19 protein-coding genes and 1 tRNA gene are annotated in these 20,619 nt (G+C 51.0%); 14 read left to right on the top strand and 6 right to left on the bottom strand.

Translation table 11 applies throughout. From position 1 onward, the window contains the following. Nucleotides 1-158: 158 nt before the first annotated feature. Nucleotides 159-665, top strand: coding sequence for a thiol peroxidase (gene tpx / locus GA0061077_RS03895; protein ID WP_091847675.1), 507 nt, complete (start codon nt 159-161; stop codon nt 663-665). A 99-nt stretch (nt 666-764) separates the two neighbouring features. Here the strand turns inward: tpx and rpiA are convergent, their stop codons facing one another. The 3 genes from rpiA to pgm all read right to left on the bottom strand — a co-directional run bounded on the left by rpiA (nt 765) and on the right by pgm (nt 4,772). Then, nucleotides 765-1,463, bottom strand: coding sequence for a ribose-5-phosphate isomerase RpiA (gene rpiA / locus GA0061077_RS03890; protein ID WP_091847674.1), 699 nt, complete (start codon nt 1,461-1,463; stop codon nt 765-767). Nucleotides 1,464-1,545: 82 nt separating this feature from the next. After that, a complete protein-coding gene (locus GA0061077_RS03885; protein ID WP_091847673.1) occupies nt 1,546-2,922 on the bottom strand; it encodes an RNase H family protein in 1,377 nt (458 codons plus the stop codon). A gap of 173 nt (nt 2,923-3,095) precedes the next feature. Beyond that, the gene (gene pgm / locus GA0061077_RS03880) at nt 3,096-4,772 is read right to left on the bottom strand and encodes a phosphoglucomutase (alpha-D-glucose-1,6-bisphosphate-dependent) (protein WP_091847672.1); all 1,677 of its coding nucleotides are present in this window, start codon (nt 4,770-4,772) and stop codon (nt 3,096-3,098) included. A gap of 219 nt (nt 4,773-4,991) precedes the next feature. Here pgm and GA0061077_RS03875 point away from each other — a divergent pair, with 219 nt between their 5' ends. Both GA0061077_RS03875 and GA0061077_RS03870 read left to right on the top strand, forming a co-directional pair. Further along, nucleotides 4,992-5,432, top strand: a complete 441-nt coding sequence (locus tag GA0061077_RS03875) for a DUF3290 domain-containing protein (RefSeq protein ID WP_091847671.1) — start codon at nt 4,992-4,994, stop codon at nt 5,430-5,432. Between the two features lie 9 nt (nt 5,433-5,441). Then, nucleotides 5,442-6,077, top strand: a complete 636-nt coding sequence (locus GA0061077_RS03870) for a DUF421 domain-containing protein (RefSeq protein WP_091847670.1) — start codon at nt 5,442-5,444, stop codon at nt 6,075-6,077. Between the two features lie 60 nt (nt 6,078-6,137). Here the strand turns inward: GA0061077_RS03870 and GA0061077_RS03865 are convergent, their stop codons facing one another. Further along, nucleotides 6,138-7,238, bottom strand: a complete 1,101-nt coding sequence (locus tag GA0061077_RS03865) for a diacylglycerol/lipid kinase family protein (RefSeq protein ID WP_091847669.1) — start codon at nt 7,236-7,238, stop codon at nt 6,138-6,140. Between the two features lie 469 nt (nt 7,239-7,707). On the opposite strand from GA0061077_RS03865, the gene GA0061077_RS03860 reads away from it, so the two are divergent. The 4 genes from GA0061077_RS03860 to GA0061077_RS03840 all read left to right on the top strand — a co-directional run bounded on the left by GA0061077_RS03860 (nt 7,708) and on the right by GA0061077_RS03840 (nt 11,792). Continuing rightward, the gene (locus GA0061077_RS03860) at nt 7,708-9,054 is read left to right on the top strand and encodes an SLC5/6 family protein (protein WP_234696502.1); all 1,347 of its coding nucleotides are present in this window, start codon (nt 7,708-7,710) and stop codon (nt 9,052-9,054) included. A gap of 117 nt (nt 9,055-9,171) precedes the next feature. Further along, a complete protein-coding gene (gene serS / locus GA0061077_RS03855; protein ID WP_091847668.1) occupies nt 9,172-10,458 on the top strand; it encodes a serine--tRNA ligase in 1,287 nt (428 codons plus the stop codon). Nucleotides 10,459-10,836: 378 nt separating this feature from the next. Next, a tRNA-Ser gene (locus GA0061077_RS03850) sits at nt 10,837-10,921 on the top strand. 538 nt (nt 10,922-11,459) lie between these two features. After that, entirely contained in the window at nt 11,460-11,792 is a 333-nt protein-coding gene (locus GA0061077_RS03840; RefSeq protein ID WP_183193118.1) for a hypothetical protein, read from the top strand. A 105-nt stretch (nt 11,793-11,897) separates the two neighbouring features. On the opposite strand, the gene GA0061077_RS06950 is transcribed toward GA0061077_RS03840, so the two are convergent. After that, entirely contained in the window at nt 11,898-12,122 is a 225-nt protein-coding gene (locus tag GA0061077_RS06950) for a hypothetical protein (protein WP_143249600.1), read from the bottom strand. Between the two features lie 218 nt (nt 12,123-12,340). On the opposite strand from GA0061077_RS06950, the gene cas3 reads away from it, so the two are divergent. From cas3 to cas2, 7 genes are read left to right on the top strand one after another with little or no spacing between them, the layout of a single operon-like run. Next, a complete protein-coding gene (gene cas3 / locus GA0061077_RS03835; protein ID WP_234696501.1) occupies nt 12,341-14,698 on the top strand; it encodes a CRISPR-associated helicase Cas3' in 2,358 nt (785 codons plus the stop codon). A gap of 10 nt (nt 14,699-14,708) precedes the next feature. Then, entirely contained in the window at nt 14,709-15,422 is a 714-nt protein-coding gene (gene cas5c, locus GA0061077_RS03830; protein WP_091847665.1) for a type I-C CRISPR-associated protein Cas5c, read from the top strand. Beyond that, complete coding sequence (gene cas8c / locus GA0061077_RS03825; protein ID WP_091847664.1) at nt 15,422-17,377, top strand: type I-C CRISPR-associated protein Cas8c/Csd1; 1,956 nt, start codon at nt 15,422-15,424, stop codon at nt 17,375-17,377. The genes cas5c and cas8c overlap by 1 nt, the downstream gene beginning before the upstream one ends. A 2-nt stretch (nt 17,378-17,379) precedes the next feature. Continuing rightward, entirely contained in the window at nt 17,380-18,234 is an 855-nt protein-coding gene (gene cas7c / locus GA0061077_RS03820; protein ID WP_091847663.1) for a type I-C CRISPR-associated protein Cas7/Csd2, read from the top strand. 29 nt (nt 18,235-18,263) lie between these two features. Next, nucleotides 18,264-18,962 carry a CRISPR-associated protein Cas4 gene (cas4, locus tag GA0061077_RS03815; protein ID WP_091847662.1) on the top strand — a complete coding sequence of 233 codons (699 nt, stop codon included), beginning with the start codon at nt 18,264-18,266 and terminating at the stop codon, nt 18,960-18,962. Nucleotides 18,963-18,977: 15 nt separating this feature from the next. Beyond that, a complete protein-coding gene (gene cas1c, locus GA0061077_RS03810) occupies nt 18,978-20,009 on the top strand; it encodes a type I-C CRISPR-associated endonuclease Cas1c (protein ID WP_091847661.1) in 1,032 nt (343 codons plus the stop codon). 12 nt (nt 20,010-20,021) lie between these two features. Next, nucleotides 20,022-20,312: a CRISPR-associated endonuclease Cas2 gene (gene cas2 / locus GA0061077_RS03805; protein ID WP_091847660.1), complete on the top strand. Its 291-nt coding sequence runs from the start codon at nt 20,022-20,024 to the stop codon at nt 20,310-20,312. A gap of 20 nt (nt 20,313-20,332) precedes the next feature. On the opposite strand, the gene GA0061077_RS07055 is transcribed toward cas2, so the two are convergent. After that, nucleotides 20,333-20,619, bottom strand: a 287-nt coding sequence (locus GA0061077_RS07055) for a hypothetical protein (protein ID WP_234696499.1), incomplete at its 5' end; no start/stop codon positions are given.

The raw sequence follows: 20,619 nt of genomic DNA, 5'->3' as shown, positions 1-20,619 counted from the left end.
ATGTTCCACTTCATACGGCTGCGTCTTCTGTGGTCAAGGCGAGATGCTTATTTTGTGGGTCATGTGCCGGTATTGAATAGATGGTCAGATACCGCGAGTCTGAGGGCATCGTACGCAAGGGATTGGCGCGCGGGTTAATTCTGTGACACTATGAGAATATGACAGAAATTACTTTGGGTGGCGCGGCCACCAAAACCGTTGGAACTCTTCCCGTAGTCGGCTCTCAGGCTCCGGCTTTTTCTCTTGCGGACGCCGACCTCAATGATTTCGGGCTCGACAAATTCGTGGGTCGTAAGGTTATCCTGAATATTTTCCCTTCGCTTGACACTGAGACCTGCTCAATGTCGGTGCGCAGGTTCAACAAGATGGCCGAAGAGCTCGATGGCGTCACTGTGGTTTGCATCTCGAAGGACCTGCCCTTTGCGCAGGCCCGTTTCTGTGGTGCCGAAGGCATCGGTAACGTCGTTACAGGCTCGGCATTCCGTTCCACATTCGGTGAAGACTATGGCGTGACAATTGCAGACGGACCGATGAAGGGCCTTCTTTCCCGCGCGGTGGTCGTTCTCGATCGTGATGGCAACGTTGCATACACGCAGCAAGTTCCTGAGATTCAGAACGAACCTGAATATGAGGCAGTGCGTCAGGCCGTTGATCAGGTGAAGTAACACAAAGGCCGGCACGCTTGTGACATCCAATGCGTGCCGGCCTGACTGGTGTTTCGTGCCGGCGTCTCGTTGAGATAGCTCTATCGGCGCGAAGGAGAATCAGTCCTCGGAAACGGTGAGGATGCGTGGTCCGTTGGGATCGCCGACGATGACCTTGTCCACGCGGTTCAGGAAGAGTCCATGCTCCACCACGCCGACCGTGTTGATGAGGTCTTCCGCGAGGTCGTGAGGTTGTTCGATGCGGTCCATGTGCAAATCGATGATGAAGTTGTTTTCGTCGGTGCGCACCTCGGTGCCGTCGGCACCCTTGCGCAGAACCGGCTTGTATCCCTTCTCCTCAAACTTCTTGAGAACATGGCCGGAGCCGTAGGGGATCACCTCAACGGGCAGCGGGAACTGGCCGATGAGGTCGACGACTTTGGATGCATCGACGATCCACATGTTGTAGTTGGAGTTTTCGTTGACGATCTTCTCCCAGAGCAACGCCGCGCCGCCGCCCTTGATACCGTTGAAATTCTTATCCACCTCGTCTGCACCATCGATGGAGATGTCGATGTGATCGACGTCATCCACGTCCACGATCTTGATGCCGTAGCCCTTAGCCTGCTCGGCTGTGCGTCTTGAGGTCGTCACGCCAGTAAATTGGAGTCCCTCTTCCTGGGTGCGGCGCCCAAGTTCGTCTACAAGGAATCGCACGGTTGATCCGGTCCCGAGGCCAGCAACCATGCCGTCCTTGATGAACTTGGCCGCCTCGATGCCAGCTGCCTTCTTCAACGCGTCTTGCTGTTGCTTATCCATGCATACTCCTTATTTATCAAGGTCCTATGTCCGCCGTGAAGGGCGGACGCCTTTTCCATAGTATCGGTGTTCCGCTACTTTTTCATTGTGTTTTCCTATTGTTCTGAGCGTTGTCGTTGGCAATAAGGAATTGTGCGTTGTTCAACGTGATGCTACCGTCACCTGCGACGTATCCGTCAACGGCGATGACTCCGCGGATATGGCGGGCCTTGCCATCGTAGGTTGAGCTGGTCTGCGGAGCGGGGAAGAAGTGCAGGGTGCCGTTAACTGTCAGTCCGTTTGCGAGATAGGCGGGTTCAGGTGTTTTCGATGGCTGATCGTTAGTGGCGACAGCGTTTGCATCGCTGGTGTCTTGAGCATCGGTGTCTTCATTGTCAAGATCGGATTGGATGTCTTCATCCGATTCCGGTGCACTTTCCGATGGCTCGGAATCATCGGATTGGGCTGGTGTCTTGTCGGGCGAGTTTTTCACCTCACTGCTTGCGCTTGAAGCGGAATCGTTCCGGCTGTCGGGTAATTCCTCATCGTCGGTATTTGGTTCGGTATTGGTTTGTGCCGCATCGTCGTCCAGTGTGTTCGGCTGTGATGCATCCTTATCTGCGTTGCTCTCTTCTGGCGCCGACAAATCTTCGGCTACTTTGTCTGAAACGACTGCCTCGTTCTGCGAGTCGGTCGCCGCAGGTGTATCGCTGAACAGCGGTCCGTCGTTTCCGGCAGATTGCTGATTGGCAGCTTCCGGTTGGCGCGGGCTGAAATCATATTCCGGTACGCCTTCGGGCTCTGCAAGCAGCTCTTCCAGTGTCGGCTTGGGCTTGCGATGCTCTTCGTTATCGTCTTCAGCTTCACCGCCTCGTCCGAGATGGTACTGCTCTTCGGTGATTTTTCCGTCGATCAGCATCTGCGCGTCAGATGGGATATCAAGACCTTTGGCATAGGGGGAGGCCAACAGCGATTGCCAGCCTTCGAGTGGAAGATAGCCGTCCTTGACACCGCTGCGCGCGTCGCCCGAGTAGGTGTGGGCCAGTTCGTCAACCTTTTCGTTTCCGGGGTTGCCGTTGTGTCCCTTGACCCAGACGAATGCCACCGGTCCTTTGCGTGCGGCGATTTCGGCGTCGATGGCCTTGATAAGCGGTGCGTTCTTCACCGGCTTTTTCTGGGAGTTCTTCCAGCCGTTTTTCTTCCAGCCCTTGACCCATGTCGTTGAGCAGTTGATGGCGTATTGGGAATCGGTCTCGATGGTCAGTGGCTCACTGCCGCGATGCGCCCGCAAGGCTTCAAGCACTGCACACAGCTCTCCGATTTGGTTGGTGCCGTTGGTGGCTCCACCTGCGTCGCTGTCGCCGTCGTGTTGATGCTCCGGCGTTCTCGCCGCATTCGTTGCATGGTCCGCCCAAGCCCAACCCATTGGTCCATTGGGGTTGCCGAGTGCACTGCCGTCCGTGGAAACCGTGATAGTCATAGTCACCAGCCTACGTATTGGCGGCGAAATTATTCCAGACGATGATGAAACGAGCAATGATGACAAGGCCGGCCGATGGTGCCAAGAGAATGCGACTTTCGCATTGTTCGTACAATCGGCCGGCCTATCTTCTATCTGGCGCTAACGTCTGATTCGGGCTTGAGTCTTTCCGGCTACTCGCCCAAGGCGTTGTCGACGACTTCCGTGGCCTCGGAAAGGACTTGATCGAGCGCCTCGGGGGAAACGAACGATTCGGCATAGATCTTGTAGATGTTCTCGGTGCCGGAAGGGCGTGCGGCGAACCAGTTGTTCTTGGTGGACACCTTGAGGCCACCGATTGGTGCGTCGTTGCCCGGGGCACTGGTGAGCTTGGAGGTGATGTCTTCACCGGCCAACGTAGTGACCTGCACCGAATTGGGGGAGAGACCGGCGAATTTCTGCTTCTGTTCCAGTGTGGTCGGCGTGTCGATGCGGCTGTACCAGCTTTCACCAAATCGGGTGACCTGCTCCTGATGCAGCTGGGCCGGGTTCTTTCCGGTTTTGGCGGTGATTTCCGCAGCCAGCAGGTCGGGAATGATGCCATCTTTGTCCGTGGTCCACACGCGCCCGTCGCGGCGCAGGAAGCTCATTCCGCTGCTTTCCTCGCCGCCGAACGCGACTTTGCCGGTGAACAAGGGGTCCACGAACCACTTGAATCCGACTGGGACCTCGACCAACGGTGCATCGATGGATGCGGCGACACGGTCGATCAGCGAGGAGGAAACCAGTGTTTTGCCGACGCCTGCGTCCTCGGGCCAGCCCGGTCGTGAGCCTCCGAACAGGTAGGCGATGCATACCGCGAGGTAGTGGTTCGGATTCATGACTCCCCAGTCGGGGCATACGATACCGTGACGATCGGCGTCTGGGTCGGTGCCACCCACGAGGTCGTATTTGTTCCATGCACCGGCGTTGAGCTCATCGACCAGGCCTTTCATTGCATGCTGGGAGCTGGGGTCCATTCGAATCTTGCCATCGTGGTCGAGTGTCATGAAACGCCACGTCGGATCAACTTCGGGTCGTACGACACCGATGTTGAGGCCATACTTCTCATTGACGAGCGGCCAGTAATTAACCGATGCGCCGCCCAGCGGGTCGATACCAAGGCGAACACCGGAAGAACGGATCAGATTGAAATCGATGACGTTTCCGAGATCCGAGACATAGTGGTCGCGATAGTCGAAGCTTTCCACGAATGGGGACTTGATGGCTTCGTCGTAAGATACGCGCCTGACCTTGCGGAAGTCGCCCAGCAGCTCGTTGGCGCGTCTGGCGATGGCTTCGGTCGCCTCGGCGGGTGCGGGGCCTCCGGTAACTGGGTCGTACTTGAAACCGCCGTCCGTGGGTGGGTTATGCGAAGGGGTGACGACAATGCCATCGGCCAGACCTTCGCCTTCAAACCGTTGCGAGCCGTCGGCTGCACGGTTGTGTGTGAGAATAGCGTGCGAGATGACCGGTGTGGGGACAAAGTCGTCACGTGAGTCGATTCGCACCTTCACCTCATTGGCGACAAGCACTTCGATCGCTGTCTTCATTGCGGGGCCTGAAAGCGCGTGGGTATCCCGACCGATGTAGAGCGGGCCGGTGACCCCCGCTTTTTTGCGGTATTCGGCAATCGCCTGTGTGATGGCGACGATATGTGCTTCGTTGAACGAAGTTTTCAGCGATGAACCGCGATGGCCGGAAGTGCCGAACGAAACGCGTTGCGCCGGATCGGCGGGGTCGGGTATGGCGTCATAGTATGTTCCGATGACCTCGTTGACGTCGATGAGGTCGGCTTGAGTGGCGGGTTTGCCCGCATTGATTGCAACCATGCTTCCCATTTTGCCACAGACGCAGGGTCCAAACCGCCAGTTTGTGCGAGCTACCGAAGAATGGCACAACAAGGCTGTTCGGTTCGATGGATATTAAGACATTCGATAAAGGAATGTCGTATGAATTTTACTCTCAGCGGTAAAGAGCACGGCCGTGCTCCAAAAATCCTACGATAAGTGTGGGGAGAATTGAAGGTCAATCATGTACAAGGGGGTTCTATGACATTTTATGGGATTGATTACCTACAAAATCAACATGGCATCAATCAAGTGGTTCGTTTTGTGCTGATCGGTGTGCTGTGCGTGGCGCTGGTCGCATTCTTCGTACTTTATCTGCGCCACCGACTCAAGACCAAGTACCGAGATCTCGGCATCATCGCTATGTTGCTTGTGGTGCTCACGCTCGGCAGCGGTTTCACTCAGTTCCAACAGAACAAGACCGCCAGCGCGAAAAGCGAGCAGATGGTTAGTTTTGTTCAACACGTTGCAAAAGATCAGCATGTTGCACAAACCGACGTGCTTGTGAACTCGAAATACCTCAATCAGGGTGTAATCGTCAAAATCGGCAAAAAATACTATACGGTGACGCTTAATACCGACTACACATCGTATACGCTCACTGAAACGCACATGCTTGCCGACGTCAAGGTTGAAAAGTAAGGAATCGTCATGCTGATTAACGCTACACTCATCATCAAACTCGTTGTGGGCATCGCATTTTTGATTGTCCATATCAACCTTTTCGGCAAGTCCAACCTCGCGCCAACCAGCGCCATGGACCAGATTCAGAACTACGTTCTTGGCGCCATCATCGGCGGTGTGATTTACAACGATCAGATTACTGTACTTCAGTTCGTCTTTGTACTCATCACATGGATGGTGCTGTGCATGATCATCAAGTTCTGCAAGGAACACAACCGCTTCGCAAAGAAGCTCATCGACGGACGTCCGGTGATGCTTATTTCGCGCGGCAAGGTCGATGTGGCGACCTGCATGCGTAACGGCATCTCCGCCAGCGATCTCATGCTTAAACTGCGCTCGCAAGGGGTTTATGAAACATCTAAGGTGTTGAAGGCCTACTTCGAGCAGAATGGCCAACTTACGGTGATTTGCTACGGCGACGAGAGCCTGCGTCTGCCGATTATCGTTGACGGGCAAATGGATACGGATGTATTGGACGCCATCGGTCGTGACAAGGACTGGCTTGAGGCCGAAGTCAAGAGGCAGGGCTATGAGGGTGTCAACGGTGTGTACATCGGAGAGTATGTCTCCAATAAGGTTGAATTGACCGGGTACGCCAAGTAATCACGAGACCGAACGGGAGGTCAGAGCAGAAGTCTTCGCTGCAAAGAGCTGCTGCGGGAATTACTGCGCGGCGTTCTCCGCTGCAGGGACCCGGACACGCAGCGACCTTGGCTCTACACTGAAACGGATATGGCTTGTCGAGCCGAGCATATCGCCGTCAACCTGAGCCAGCGCCGGTTTCTCAAGTTTGATTTCGGCTGCGGTGCCCTGAACCTGGTCCATGGTGGAGTTGGTGGAAAGCGAACTTTGCTCCACTCTCCCTGTCACCGTCTGGTGAACGACGTCGCCGACAAGGTTCATCCATCCCAGAAGACCTCCGGAGGTATCGATGATTTCGTAATCGAGCAGGCCATCGTCGAACGAGGCGTCCGGCATCAGCGAGAAAACGGGAATCTGCCCGCAGTTTCCGGCAAGGAAAGTACGGAAATGCACGTCGCCGATGGTCCGGGAGGTGCCGTCGGCTTTGGTGATCGTGATGGCGCCGCGGTATTTGGGCGCGAACAGGTTCTTCATTCCGCCGGAGAAGTAGGCCAGCCAGCTGATGCTCTTCTTGAGTTCGGGGTCAGTATCGCTGATCATGTCAGCGTCGAAGCCGATACCCGCGATAATGAGGAACGCATGGGCATGGTCGTCCTCGGGATGGTCCAGCAAGGCCAGACGTCCGGTGTCCACCATGCGTTCGCCGCGTGAAGTCGCGATGGCAAGGGCTGCGTTCATGTCATCGACGGGGATGCCCATGTTGCGGGCGAAAAGGTTGCCCGTACCGATGGGGATGATCCCTAACGTCTGCTGGGTGCCGCTCAAAGCGCCTGCCACGGTGCGCACCGTTCCGTCGCCGCCTACCGCAACCAAGACGTCGGCTCCGTGTTTCAGTGCTTCCTGTGCGCAAGCCAGCCCGTCACGTTCGAGTGTCGTCTCGATGAATTCGATGTCGTCGATGTCATGGCTCTTGCAGAATTCCTCGATGTGAACTCGTGCGCGTGCCGCCTGAGGTTTGGACGGGTTGATGATGAAGGCGTATTTCACCTGGTCGTCGTCACGCTTGTTCAGCAGCTGGACTCTGCGCCAGCGACTCCATCCGCGCCACATCAGCAAGGCGGCAATCGTGAGAACGCAAGCCGTAATGATGGCGATAATGATGAAAAGCGCAGTTCGAGACATGGCTCTATTGTGTCGCGCAATGCTGACGTTGCGCCCAAAGCTGGATGAAAAATCAACGAATCCTACACGCCTTTAAAGTGGGGGTGCATTTGCCTTGTTGTTGTCGAATTTTCGTGGTCGTCTCAAAATGTGTCGTCGGATTTTGTGATTCCGCGATTTTTGAGTACCCTTAGAATCATGTTCAATCCCGAAATGGTGGCCAGTGGCAACGCGTCTTCTGTGCGCGGCCTTTCTGGTACCCGGGTAATGGGCATTCGTTTTGCGACTCGTCGATCGTGCTTGTCGTCGACTGTCGTGTGCAGTGGTATCTCGGACTGATTTAGCTTTTCCCAGTTTTCGCGATATCGCATCCCACGTCGGCATGTTCTGCCCGTGATGCAAAGTGTTCTATGGTTGAATCGGGTAGATGCCCGTCGTCATTCAACACCAAGTAATTCACCATCACTAAAGGGAAAGTGGCAATATCACCATGACGGACAAAGAATATCCGGTGCAATCCAAATCAGGCGTCGGGCAAATCGATGCAGACGTTCAAGAGCGGAGAGGCAAGGCTGTCGCGCTTAAATGGCGTAGTCAGGATACGCGTTGGATGCTGAGCTTGTTTGGTACGGCAATCGGTGCGGGCGTGCTGTTCCTGCCCATAGATGCGGGTGGAGCTGGCATTCTCGGCATTTTGCTCATGCTTGCCGTAGCCTATCCTCTTGCCTATTTTGCGCATCGGGCGATGTGTCGATTCGTGCTTTCGACCGACAATCCCAACGATGACATCACCGATGTGGTCGAGCGGCATTTCGGTTTCGGTCCGGGCATGGCCTTCACTATCATTTATTTCCTTGAAATTCTGGTCATTTTGATGATGTATTCGGTTTCCATCACCAACACCGCGCAAAGTTTCATGGTTAACCAGCTGCATATTGCGGCACCCCCGCGCTGGCTGCTTTCCTTCATCCTCATCGGGGCACTTATTCTTGTCATGACCTGCGGAACCGGTGCGGTCACCCGGGTGATGAGCTGGATGACGTGGCCGGTTATCGCCGTACTGGTGGGGTTCGCGGTCTATCTCATTCCTCGATGGAACCCGTCCATGCTTTCAAGTCTGCCGAAAACAGCGACAGGCGGTTTCGACTTTGGCGCACTCCTGCTTAATTTCTGGCTGCTTATTCCCGTGATCGTGCTTACTTTCGACCATTCCGCCATCGTTTCCCCGTTCTCTGTCAATGTTCGCAAGCGTTACGGCAAGTATTCCGATGAGAAGATCGGTCGTATCCTCAAAGTGGGCGAGCCATTGATGGTTACCGTCGTGCTCTTCTTTGTGTTGAGCTGCGACCTGGCGCTCACACCCGGGGATCTGGTGAAAGCCAAAGCGGAAAACGTGTCCATTCTCAGCTACTTGGCCAACGTGCTCAATACGCCGGCCATCTCCTGGATCGCATCCATCACTGCTTTCGTCTCCATCTTCAAGGCATTCCTCGGGCATTATCTTGGGGCTGAAGAAGGACTTGGCGGCATCATACGCAAGGTGGGTAACGTGCGTAATGTCACCATCAATCAGCGCACGCTTAACATTTGTGTGAGTGTTCTGATGTTCTTGGTCTGCTGGTTCACAGCCTGGGCCAACCCGTCGGCTATCGGCCTGATCGAAACCATGGCGGGTCCGCTGATCGCTTTCGTGTTGTTGCTGCTGCCGATGTATGGCATCCATAAGGTGCCAGCGCTCAAGAAATACTCCGGCAAGGCGAGCAACGTGTTCATCGTGATTGTGGGAATCATTGCCGTGAGCGCGATTTTCTACAACATCGTCAAACTGTTCCTGTGACATTTGTTAGTGGGCGAAAGGGCAACGGTGGTGCCCCGTCATCGCGGGTATTGCCGTTGCCCTTCGACGCTTCGCTGCTGTTTGAACGGTGTCCTTTTACGGAAGTAGGCTTAAAGAATGCTAGATATCCAATTCATTCGTGAACACCCTGATGTCGTGCGCGAATCACAGCGTAAACGCGGAGAATCTGTCGAACTCGTCGATGAGGTCCTCAAGCAGGACGAGGTTCGCCGTACATCGCTGAAATCGTACGAAGACGCGCGTGCCAGCCAGAAGGCCATGGGCAAGAAGGTCGCCCAGGCCGCTCCTGACGAGAAGGCTGCACTTTTGGCTCAAACAAAGGAACTTGCCAACAAGGTTGCCGAATACAAGAAGGTTTCGGACGATGCCTCTGCGGCTTACACCAAGGCCATGTGGCAGTTCTCCAACATCGTCGACCCTGAAGCTCCGGAAGGTGGCGAGGATGATTACGTGGTGGTTCGTAAGGTCGGTACCCCGCGTGATTTCAATGCTGAGGGATTCGAACCCAAGGACCACCTGACGTTGGGTGAGGGCGTTGCCGGCATCGACATGCGCCGTGGCGTCAAGGTATCCGGATCGCGCTTCTACTTCCTGCGCGGCGCCGTTGCACGTATGCAGATCGCGATGCTCACCATGGCCGTCGATCAGGCCGAGGAAAACGGCTTCACGCTCGCTATTACGCCGACGCTGGTGCGCCCCGAAGTCATGGCCGGCACCGGCTTCCTCAATTCGCATGCTGACGAGATCTACCGCCTGCGCGAACCTGACGACCAGTACTTGGTTGGTACGTCCGAAGTGGCGCTCGCGGGTATGCACGAGAACGAAATCCTGGACCTTTCCAACGGGCCGCTGAAATACACGGGCTGGTCGAGCTGCTACCGCCGTGAGGCCGGTTCTGCTGGGAAGGATACGGCCGGTATCATCCGTGTTCACCAGTTCGATAAGGTGGAGATGTTCGTCTACTGCAAGCAGGAGGAATCCCGCGAGATGCACCAGCAGTTGCTGAGCATGGAGGAGCAGATGCTCGCCAAGGTCGAAGTGCCGTATCGCACGATCGACACCGCCGCCGGCGATCTGGGTTCTTCGGCCGCACGCAAGTTCGACAACGAGGCTTGGGTGCCGACGCAGGGCCGTTACCGCGAGCTTACGTCCACCTCGAACTGTACGGAATACCAGGCGCGGCGCCTCAATGTGCGTGAGCGCACCGAGGGCGGTTCGACTCGTCCGGTATCGACGCTGAACGGCACGCTGGCCACCACGCGTTGGCTGGTCGCGATTCTTGAGAACCACCAGCAGAAGGACGGTGCTATCGAGATTCCGAAGGCCATGCGCCCTTACATGGGTGGTCGCGAGGTCATCGAGCCGACCAAGTGGGAAGCCTGAGGCTCTTACTGACGATTTATTTTTCGTGATGTTTTGAACCCGTCGCAATCTTTGTGATTGTCGGCGGGTTCTTTTTGGTCTATGGCTCGTTCTTTTGGCGTCAGAGAGTGATGTGGCCTGTGCCGACTGTGTCAATTCTTGGTTCGTGTTTCGGTTAGGTTTTGGGGATTGTGGTTTGGGGGGGGGCATCGTCCGGCTAGTCTGGTTCGGATTTTGGAATCGCGTTTATTGTGGTTTCTTGTCTCCGGCTGATAGACGAGAGCTACCATCTTTGTTCTTGCCTGCGTTCCCGTCTGCGTTCCGTGCCGTGGCCTGTCTGCGGGAGGTTGCTATAATTCTTGAGTTGCGTTTTTCGATGTATGTCGGCTTGCGCAACATGGACAGGTGTCTGAGCGGTCGAAAGAGACGGTCTTGAAAACCGTTGAGGAGCAATCCTCCGCGAGTTCGAATCTCGCCCTGTCCGCTTTGTAAATGGGTTCCGGGTGATTATCTGGAACCCATTTTTAATTCAACGATTCTAGCTGTATTCCCTCTCAACTTTTGTCCTGTTTACATTGCAAATGATTCTGCAGGGGCTGTTTATTTTCGGCAGATTGCCAACGTTGATAGAGGTGTTGCGCGTATTAGTGAAAAATAGGGTTGAAAGTCCGTTGGGTTGGAGGATGGACTGAATAGGATTCTTGCTCTGCCGATTGAAATGCCATTCCTTGTGGAATGGCATTTTTCGTTGCGCAAGCGACTTTTTCAATCATATCTTGTGATTATTGCTGGTACAATTATCTGTACTATGCTGGGCATTCTCTTTCCTATGACTAAGCATAATCCAATCGCTAGCATCATTGGATTTGCTTTTCTTATGCTCGTCGGCGCCTTGCTTCTTTTTGCTGTAGGCCTGCTTAATTTGAGTGGTATATCTCTTGTTATCTTCTTAATAATTATATTGCTGATAATGGTTCTCTATTCTATTTTTGGTATATACGCACATCAAAGGAGTGTCCGATATGAACACAGCTAAGCATATTCTTACAGCTATCTGTGCGGCTATAGCCCTCTGGCTTATGATTTTGGCAGGAGGACTCATTTATGCTATGTTTTCTACCACTGGCGATATTAAACAGCGTACGGATGCACTTTGGGGAGCCGTTTACTTCCAAACGACACCTTCTTCAAATGGAGTTACGATGCACCTTGGAGTGGGCAATATGCAGGTGGTGCTTTTGCTGTTGATTGCATCTATCATATTTTGCACTATTGCTGTTTTCATAGCTAGCGTTTATAAGCGCAAAAAAGTATTTGTGTCAGTTGATAATGACTCTGTTTTGGATGAAGGTTAGAGCATGCATGCTCGCGCCATTAAGTTTTCCCCCTCTGCTAAATCGTGTGTGACGTTGTTACTTAGTATCGCGATTCCGTCTTTTGTGCCTTTTGCGCCTATGTATTTAATTGAGCTTTTCCGCCGAGCTAAGATGTTTTATAGATGCGGGTTGTGTGACGCAAAAGTTTACGCGTTGGGCTTTTTCATGATCGAAAGTGCCCTGCCTTGAAGGAGTGGGATTCAAAGTCACCGCTGGTATCCCCTGTGCTTTTAATTTCGCAGATTGAAATGCCATTCCTTGTGGAATGGCATTTTTCGTTGCGCAAGCGACTTTTTCAATCCACGCCAAACTGTACTTGGCGACTATGCCATTTTACCTGCATACAAATAAGAATCGGAAAGGGGCGATTTGTCGGGTTAGTGCAAACCGTTCGAAGTCAGATTCAGAGGATTTTCGAATATTGTCAGAAATATGAACTTCAGTCGATTGCGAAATGATAGAATATGTTAATATATAACAAAGCAGGAAATATGTTTCCTTGAAAGGCTATGATGCACAAACCGTTGATGGCGAGGAAAACCGCCGATGGCAGATTGCAGACGCTGCACGACCATCTTCATGAAACAGGCCTTTTGGCGGAGGGGTTTGAAACTTGGTACAGTGATACGGCACGTCTGGTAGGTGAGATTCATGATCTCGGCAAGGCCAGTCAAAGTTTCCAGCGTTACCTGCTTTTGGGGGAGGGGAAACGTGGAGAGATTCCGCACGCCAAGCAAGGTGCGTTCGAGATATCGGAGTTGAATGCAGGCGATGGGTGCTTTGGAGAGCTAACGCAAGACATGACGGAAGCGATTGTGGCGAGTCATCATGGGGATCTTCCGGATTTTCTAGATGCGGAAGGCCAGTATTCGTTTACAGATGAAATATCGGATGAGTGTAAGGAAAACCCAAAATACAGTTGGGCGGAGATTAAGAAGAACTTGTCCGAATTGCAAATTCCTGTGCAAAGGGATTTTGAGCGTAGTGAACGAGATGGTCAGGAACTTGTCAAGTCGATTAGTGGCTATGCGTCAGGTTCATCGTTCGATTTTGCCATGGGTTTGTACGTCAAGTATATGTATTCCCGATTGGTTGATGCCGACAGATTTGATGCCATGTGTTTTGAAAAGGGTATCAAACCTATAAATGATTGCGTTTCATGGGACGTCTATATTGATCACTTTGAGAAGTACATCATGCGGTTTACCTCCCGTTCGTTGATTAACGATATGCGTACACGAATATCGGAAGAATGCTTGAAAGCCAGTGGCAAACCTACGGGAATTTATAAGCTTTCAGTCCCAACTGGCGGGGGCAAGACTTTGGCCTCCTTACGGTTTGCGCTTCATCATGCAAAAAATACTGGCAAACAGCATATTATCTATGTCAGTCCGTACTTGACGATTACTGAGCAGACGACGGCTACGTTCCGTGAAGCGCTGGGGATTTCCGTAAACAGTGATTCGTTGCTGGAGCATTATTCCAGCGTGTCCATCAGCGATGATGATGATCAGCGAGAAAATCGTAGGTTGGCGGCGCAGCGATGGGCCAATCCTTTCGTCGTAACCACGATGGTTCAATTCCTTGAATCTGCTATGGCTTCTCGCGGAACAAAACTGCGCAAGTTTCATAATATGGCAAACAGTGTCATCATATTCGATGAAGTTCAGTCCTTGCCTTTAAACATGGTCAATCTTTTTAACGAGGTGGTCAGCTTCCTCTCCCGTGTGCTTGGTTCCACAATCGTGCTTTGCACAGCGACTCAGCCACTTATAGATACCACGAGGCGCAAGAACCTTGCCTTGAGTGAGGAACCAGACCTTATACAGGTTTCCGAACAGGATATTGCGCAAAGCAGGCGAACCGAAATCATCGTTTCGTCTGAAGACAAAACGGTCGATCAATTTGCTGACGAGGTCTACAAAAGAGCCAAAGAGGGTGGAAATTGTCTAGCTATTGTTAATCTCAAATCAGAAGCCCGTGCCGTTTTCCGACGGCTTCAGCAGTTGAATGCGAACGAAAAATTCAAGCTGATCCATTTGAGTACATCCATGTGCGGCGCCCACCGCAAATATCAAATCGAGTATGCCAGAACACTGCTTGATAGCGGCGAGCCCGTTATCTGTGTAAGCACACAACTCATAGAAGCAGGGGTTGATATTTCCTTTAAGCGTGTCGTGCGCGCCATGGCTGGTTTAGACAGCATCTTGCAGGCCGCTGGGCGCTGTAACAGAAGCGGTGAATCCCCGGTTCCGCAACCTGTGTATGTATTTTCTATACGTGATGAGCGGGGCCTGGATCACCTGCCCGACATCAAAGACGGTAAAAGAATCACGCAAGAACTTGTGTACGATTACCCGGCTGAAGATCTTCAATCTGGATTTATGATACATGAATTCTATAAACGCTATTTCGCCAAAAAAGACCAAGGTTCGTATATGGATTACGTTCTGCCGGATGCAGGCAAAGGCACAACGGTTTATGACTTGTTATCTAAGAATGAAGCCGGAAGGGGGTCCTATCGCAACCGTACCGGCAATGAGTATGGGCGCGCATTTGCTCAAGCCTTCCGAACTGCGGGGAGCAAATTCAAAGTCATCGATCAGCAGGCCAAGAGTGTTGTCGTGGAATATGGCCAGGCATCCTACTATCTGGCGCAACTGCAGGATGACGATTTCAAGGTAAAGCTCGACGCCTTGCGTCACCTGCAGGAATACACCGTCTCTTTGTTTCCTTATGAATATGATGAATTGTCGCGTCAGGAGGCGCTCAGTCAGGTCGACGAAGATTTTGATATTTTCTTGTTGAACAGTGATTTTTATTCTGCGGACTATGGGGTTGTGCTGAAGCCTCAGGGTTTGCCGCTTGAGTTTCTTTCTATCTGAAGGAGGGGTTATGCAAAAATATAGAAATTCCATCGAGTATGAGGTTTCAGGAAGATATGCGTTATTTTCTGAAGTCGTTACCAGGGTCGGAGGTGAGAAGTTCTCCTATCAAGTGCCTACGTATCAAGCGTTGAAGGGGATAACTGAAGGGATATATTGGAAACCGACTCTGATCTGGTATGTCGATGCTGTCAGAGTGATGGGCAAAATTCAAACGGAGAGCAAAGGGATTCGTCCCATCAAATACAACGCCAATCAGAATGACCTTTCCTATTATACATATCTTAAACAGGTCAGGTATCAAGTGCTTGCTCACTTTGAGTGGAATGAGCAACGTGAAGATCTGGCCGCTGACCGTGATGAGAATAAGCACCACAACATAGCGAAACGGGCGGTAAAAGCTGGTGGGCGCCGAGATATTTTCTTGGGTACCAGAGAATGCCAGGGCTATGTGGAACCTTGTGAATTTAATTCAGGAGCCGGCTTTTATGATGATTACGGTGAAATGAGTCTTGGCTACATGTTTCATTCATTCATCTATCCGGACGAAAACCCGAACCAAGACTTTATCTCCCAATTTTGGAGACCTCAAATGAATAACGGCGTCATAGAGTTTCCTCGTCCGGGTAGCGCTGCGCTGGATAGCAGAGTCATTCGTGAACATGAAAGAGTCAAACAGTTTGATCTAGACCAAACTTTACTGCCGGTGGAGGAGGAACAATAATGAGCTTATGGTCCACGTTGCTAGGCACGTACGGCACAATTGAAGCCGCGTCCGGTGAAGTTGTTGAAAACGAGGATTCTTCCTTGAACACCAAGAAAATGTTGTCTCCACTTTTCCATATTCCGCTAAAGACCAGATTGCATGTCATCATCGATTCCCGTGGTGATCTTATAGGGATGGAGATGGACAGCAAGGATGTTTCGGTTATGATCCCGTGCACTGAGCAGTCGATGGGGCGCAGCGGCAAGGACCCCGTGCCGCACCCGCTTTGTGATCAGATTGCTTATCTTGATTCTAAGTTCGATACCAAAAAGCATATGCAGTATGTCGAACTGTTGGATAGCTGGAAGGGTCAAGATCCTAAGCTCAATGCGATATACACATATGTAACGACTCATAGTGTTATAGATGACGCTGCAGAAAAAGGTCTATTACAGTCGAATGAGAACGAAGCTGATGGTGATGAAGGCAAACATGAGGTGATTGTTCAAGTAGATCCTAAAATTGGTGTGCGCTTTTCAGTGCACACGCTTACCGACGAGCCGGACGAAGTATGGATGGACTGGAACTTGCAGAAGCGTTGGATCGATCATCTGATACAGGGGAAGACTCCCTGTGGTTCCGATTCGCTTGGAGAGCCGTTCTTTCAGAGTGCTTCCAACTTTCCCAAGAACATTGTTGGTGCAGCAGGTAACGCGAAACTGATTTCCTCAAACGACAAAAGCAATTTTACTTATCGAGGGCGGTTCCAATCCGCCCAGGAAGCCATTCGGATTGATAGTAACACGAGCCAGAAGGTTCATGCTGCTTTGAAATGGTTAATTGGCAACAATGGCAGGACCGTCGATAAACAGACGGTCGTCGTTTGGGCGGTCGAAGACAATCCGACGCGAGTAGTCCAGCCTTCAGCCAATACTTATGACATTTTGCATCAATACGATGTGTTAGATAAAAGCGATCAGCCCAATCATGTAGAAGAAGCGAAAACTGCTGTCGATACGAATTATGCGAAACAGTTCCACAGGATTGTGCGAGGTTTTGCTGCTGGTCGAAAGCTTTCTGAACATTCTAAAACTGTAGTTGTCGCCATTTTCGATGCTGCGACAACAGGGCGTTTGAGTGTTACTTATTACGTTGAGTTGGCACAAGATGAGTACTTGGAAAGTGTCGCTTCTTGGCATGAAGAGGCATCGTGGCCTCTCACATATTTCGAGAAAAAAGAACAGCAGGGAGCCAATGAGAAAATCAAGACTACAGTCATTCCTTATATCGGCGCACCCTCGTTTTTGGATATAACCAACTGTGCATACGGGCCAGGGGAACATACTGGTGCAGGATATACAAGCTTCCGCAAAAATACGGAAAAGCAACTTATCGAAGCAATGTTCTCAAATGGTGTTCTACCTAGACCGCTTGCCGTTTCTGCCTTCTATCACGTACTTCGTCCGGAAAGTTATGCCAGTTTGGCAGCATGGCGGCATGACTTTGAGGTGGCTTGCAGCATTTGGAAGAAAACGTTAAATCAACATAAACCCGAAAAGGAGCAAATTCCCATGGCATTGGATACCAAAAGGAAAGACAGGGACTACCTGTATGGTCGTTTACTTGCGTTCGCCGACGAATTGGAAAGCGAGATTCTCTACAAGCGAGGTATTGACAGACCGACGAGTGCAGTAAAGTTGCTTACCAATTTTGCGGCAAGACCGTATTCTACGTGGAATAATATCTGTTCTCAATTGGCGCCCTATCTTCAGTCGGTAAAATCTGCGCAACGTTTTGCGTATGAAAACAGCATCGACGAAGTGACTGACATGTTTGAAGATCGCCAGTTCGAGGATAACAGCGCGCTTTCTCCGCTCTTTTTGTTGGGATATTCGTCACAACGGAGGGCGCTCAGAAACAGATTTACCAAAAACAATGATTCTGCTGTAAACAGCAATGAACAAGGAGAATGAAAATGGAAACCCTGCAGAACAAGATCGATTTTGCGATTGTATTTAGCGTAACGAACGCGAATCCGAATGGTGACCCTCTAGGAGGGAACCGGCCTCGAACTACTTCGGAGGGTTTGGGGGAAGTGTCCGATGTGGCGCTAAAGCGTAAGATACGCAATCGTCTTCAAGACGCTGGCGAGTCGCTTTTTGTGCAGTCCGATGAAAGGTCGGATGACGGTGCGAAATCATTGTCAGATAGAATGAGCGGTTTTCTTGCGACTCTTCCCAAAGATGAGCAAAAGCAGAAAAATGCTGTTTTTGATGCGGTTTGTGCAAAATGGATAGACGTACGTTCCTTTGGGCAGGTGTTCGCATACAAGAAAGGTGGGGACACCGATGCTGTTTCGCTGGGTGTCCGTGGTCCCGTGTCAATCCAGTCAGCATTTTCGCTGGAACCAATTGCTGTAGATGGCGTGCAGATTACCAAGTCCGTCAATAGTGAGACCACCAAGGATGGTTCCAAATCCAGCGATACCATGGGTATGAAATATCGTGTTTCAGGTCGCGCGGTCTATACGACATTTGGTAGTATCAGTCCTCAACTTGCCGAAAAAACCGGTTTTACGGCCGAAGATGCTGAAAAAATCAAGGAGGCGTTGGTGACCTTGTTCATCAATGATGAAAGTTCGGCTAGGCCTTCCGGATCAATGGAAGTTCTGAAGGTTATTTGGTTTACCCACGATAGCAAACTTGGTCAGTACCCCTCAGCTGCGGTACACCGTTCGGTGTGCATAGATGACGATGGTGAGCAAACCAAGGTCACGGTCAAGGCAGACTCGATTCCCGGTTTGCATTATGACGAAATTAATGGTCGTTGATCATTTGATTTCATCTTTTTAACCGAATTATGACAGCTACGAATAAGTTGGGAAGCTCGTATGGGTTGGCCGATTATCCTGAGGAGGATTGGCTGGCCCTTGCGGGCATTCAGCACTATACCTTTTGCAAGAGGCAATGGGCTTTGATTCACATTGAGCAGTTGTGGGAGGACAATGTCCAAACGACCTCGGGGTCCTTGGACCACAAGCGTGCTGATGACTACAAACAATCCGAAAGTCGCGGCGATATCCTCCGTATGCACAGTCTTAGGGTTTTTTCGCGTCGTCTTGGGGTAACGGGAATATGCGATGTCGTGGAATTCCGCAGGGACCCTCAAGGTGTTGAGCTTCAAGGACGTAAGGGTACTTGGGCTCCGTATCCTGTCGAGTATAAGCATGGTCATTCTAAAATCGGAGATGAAGATAGGCTGCAGCTTTGTGCTGAAGCCATGTGTCTGGAAGAGATGCTTAGTTGCGATATTCCTCAAGCCGCGCTGTTTTATAAGGAGACAAAACGGAGGGAAACGGTCGACTTAGATGTAGGACTCAGGAATTGTGTAATTGAGACTTATGGACAAATGCACGATCTCTATAGTCGTCAGTCGACCCCAAACGCTCGACGGACAAAATCTTGCAACGCCTGTTCGCTAAAAAATCTGTGTCTGCCTGAGCTGGAAAAGAAACGGTCGGTAAAACGATATATTGAGCAAGCACTTGCCGAAGCATAATCAACTGGAATTGAAATGCGTAGATTATTAAATACATTGTTTGTTCTTACGGAAGAGGCGTATCTTTCGCTCAAGAATGAGAACGTGGTTGTTCAGATTGGGGACAAGAAACTGGCAGCGGTACCACTCAGGTCGATAGAGCAAATATTGTGCTTCTCGTATAAGGGCGCGTCGCCGGCCTTGATGGGCAAATGTGCAGAATTCGATGTGAATCTATCGTTTTATTCTCCAAACGGCCGATATTATTGTTCGATTTTCGGTGAAAAGAACCGGAACGTGTTGCTTCGTAGGGAGCAATTCCGTATCGCTGACAATGAAGCTCAGAGCCTGCCGATAGCCAAATCTTTTATTCTTGGCAAAGTGTTCAACTGTCGGTGGGTGTTAGAACGGACGAAGCGTGATCATGCTTTGAGGGTCAATGTTGAGAGAATAGCCCAGCAAAGTGCTTTGCTGCATTCAGCTCTTGCTGAAATGGGAGGTTGTTCCAACATTGATGAATTACGGGGTTTGGAAGGCAACGCTGCGAAGAACTACTTCTTGGCATTCGACGATTTGGTTTTGCGCAGCAAGGATGACTTTTATTTCGAGGCCAGAAGCCGGCGGCCGCCGCTTGATCGGCTGAATGCTTTGCTCTCGTTTGTGTACACGTTGCTGACTCATGACTGCACTGCTGCATTACAGGGTGTTGGACTGGACCCATATGTTGGATTTATGCATACGGATCGGCCTGGGAGGGTGTCTTTGGCGCTTGATCTGATGGAAGAGCTGCGTCCTGTTTTGGCGGATCGTTTTGCGTTGAGTTTGATCAATACTGGTGTAATTAAGCCTGTAGACTTTGAGGAGCAGGAGAACGGTGCGGTATTTCTGAATGAGAAAGGTCGGAAAGTAGTTCTTTCGGCATGGCAAAAACGAAAAACAGAGGAGTTGACTCATCCGTTTTTGAAAGAGAAAATGCCATGGGGGTTGGTGCCGTATATTCAGGCGCTGCTGCTTGTCCGTACTTTGCGTGGTGATTTGGATGCATATCCACCGTTGATGTGGAAGTGAGGTGGCTGATCGATGATGGTCATCGTCACATACGACGTGAATACTGAAACACCGCAAGGTAAGAGGCGACTCCGGCTCGTGGCCAAGGCGTGCGTCAAATTCGGGCAGCGTGTCCAAAATAGTGTTTTTGAGTGCCTTGTCTCACCTTCCGATTTGCTGCTTTTAAAGAACGAGTTGAATGGCATCATTGATCCCGAGAAGGATAGTTTGCGATTCTATAATTTAGGTACCAAATATTCGAACCGAATCGATCATATTGGAAAGGTACGGCACCTTCCTGAGGATGAGATTATGATGGTTTAAGCTCAAGCAATTGATTTCTTTCATTGTTTGTATTGCAATAGGGTGTGTAGCGTAGTCGTTGCGAGTGCGAAAGTGAAGCACTCATTTTTTTTCAGAAGGTTCGCACCTGTTTTGCAAGGTATTTTCGGACTATCATTTTTAATGATGGGTCTGATGGCTGTTTGATAATTGAAAAGAGAAGAAAAAATAACTGACTTACGGGAATTCTGCAAAGATTCGCAGCTGGTACAATAGCGCTGTTTGCATTTTGGAATATTTGATTTCAAATTTGCAGTCGCTCCCTTCGCGGGAGCGTGGATTGAAATTT

It is taken from the genome of Bifidobacterium commune (genome assembly GCF_900094885.1).
Lineage (GTDB): Bacteria > Actinomycetota > Actinomycetes > Actinomycetales > Bifidobacteriaceae > Bifidobacterium > Bifidobacterium commune.
The sequence above is the reverse complement of the archived record's forward strand: the minus strand, read 5'-3'. Positions and strand labels throughout refer to the sequence as shown.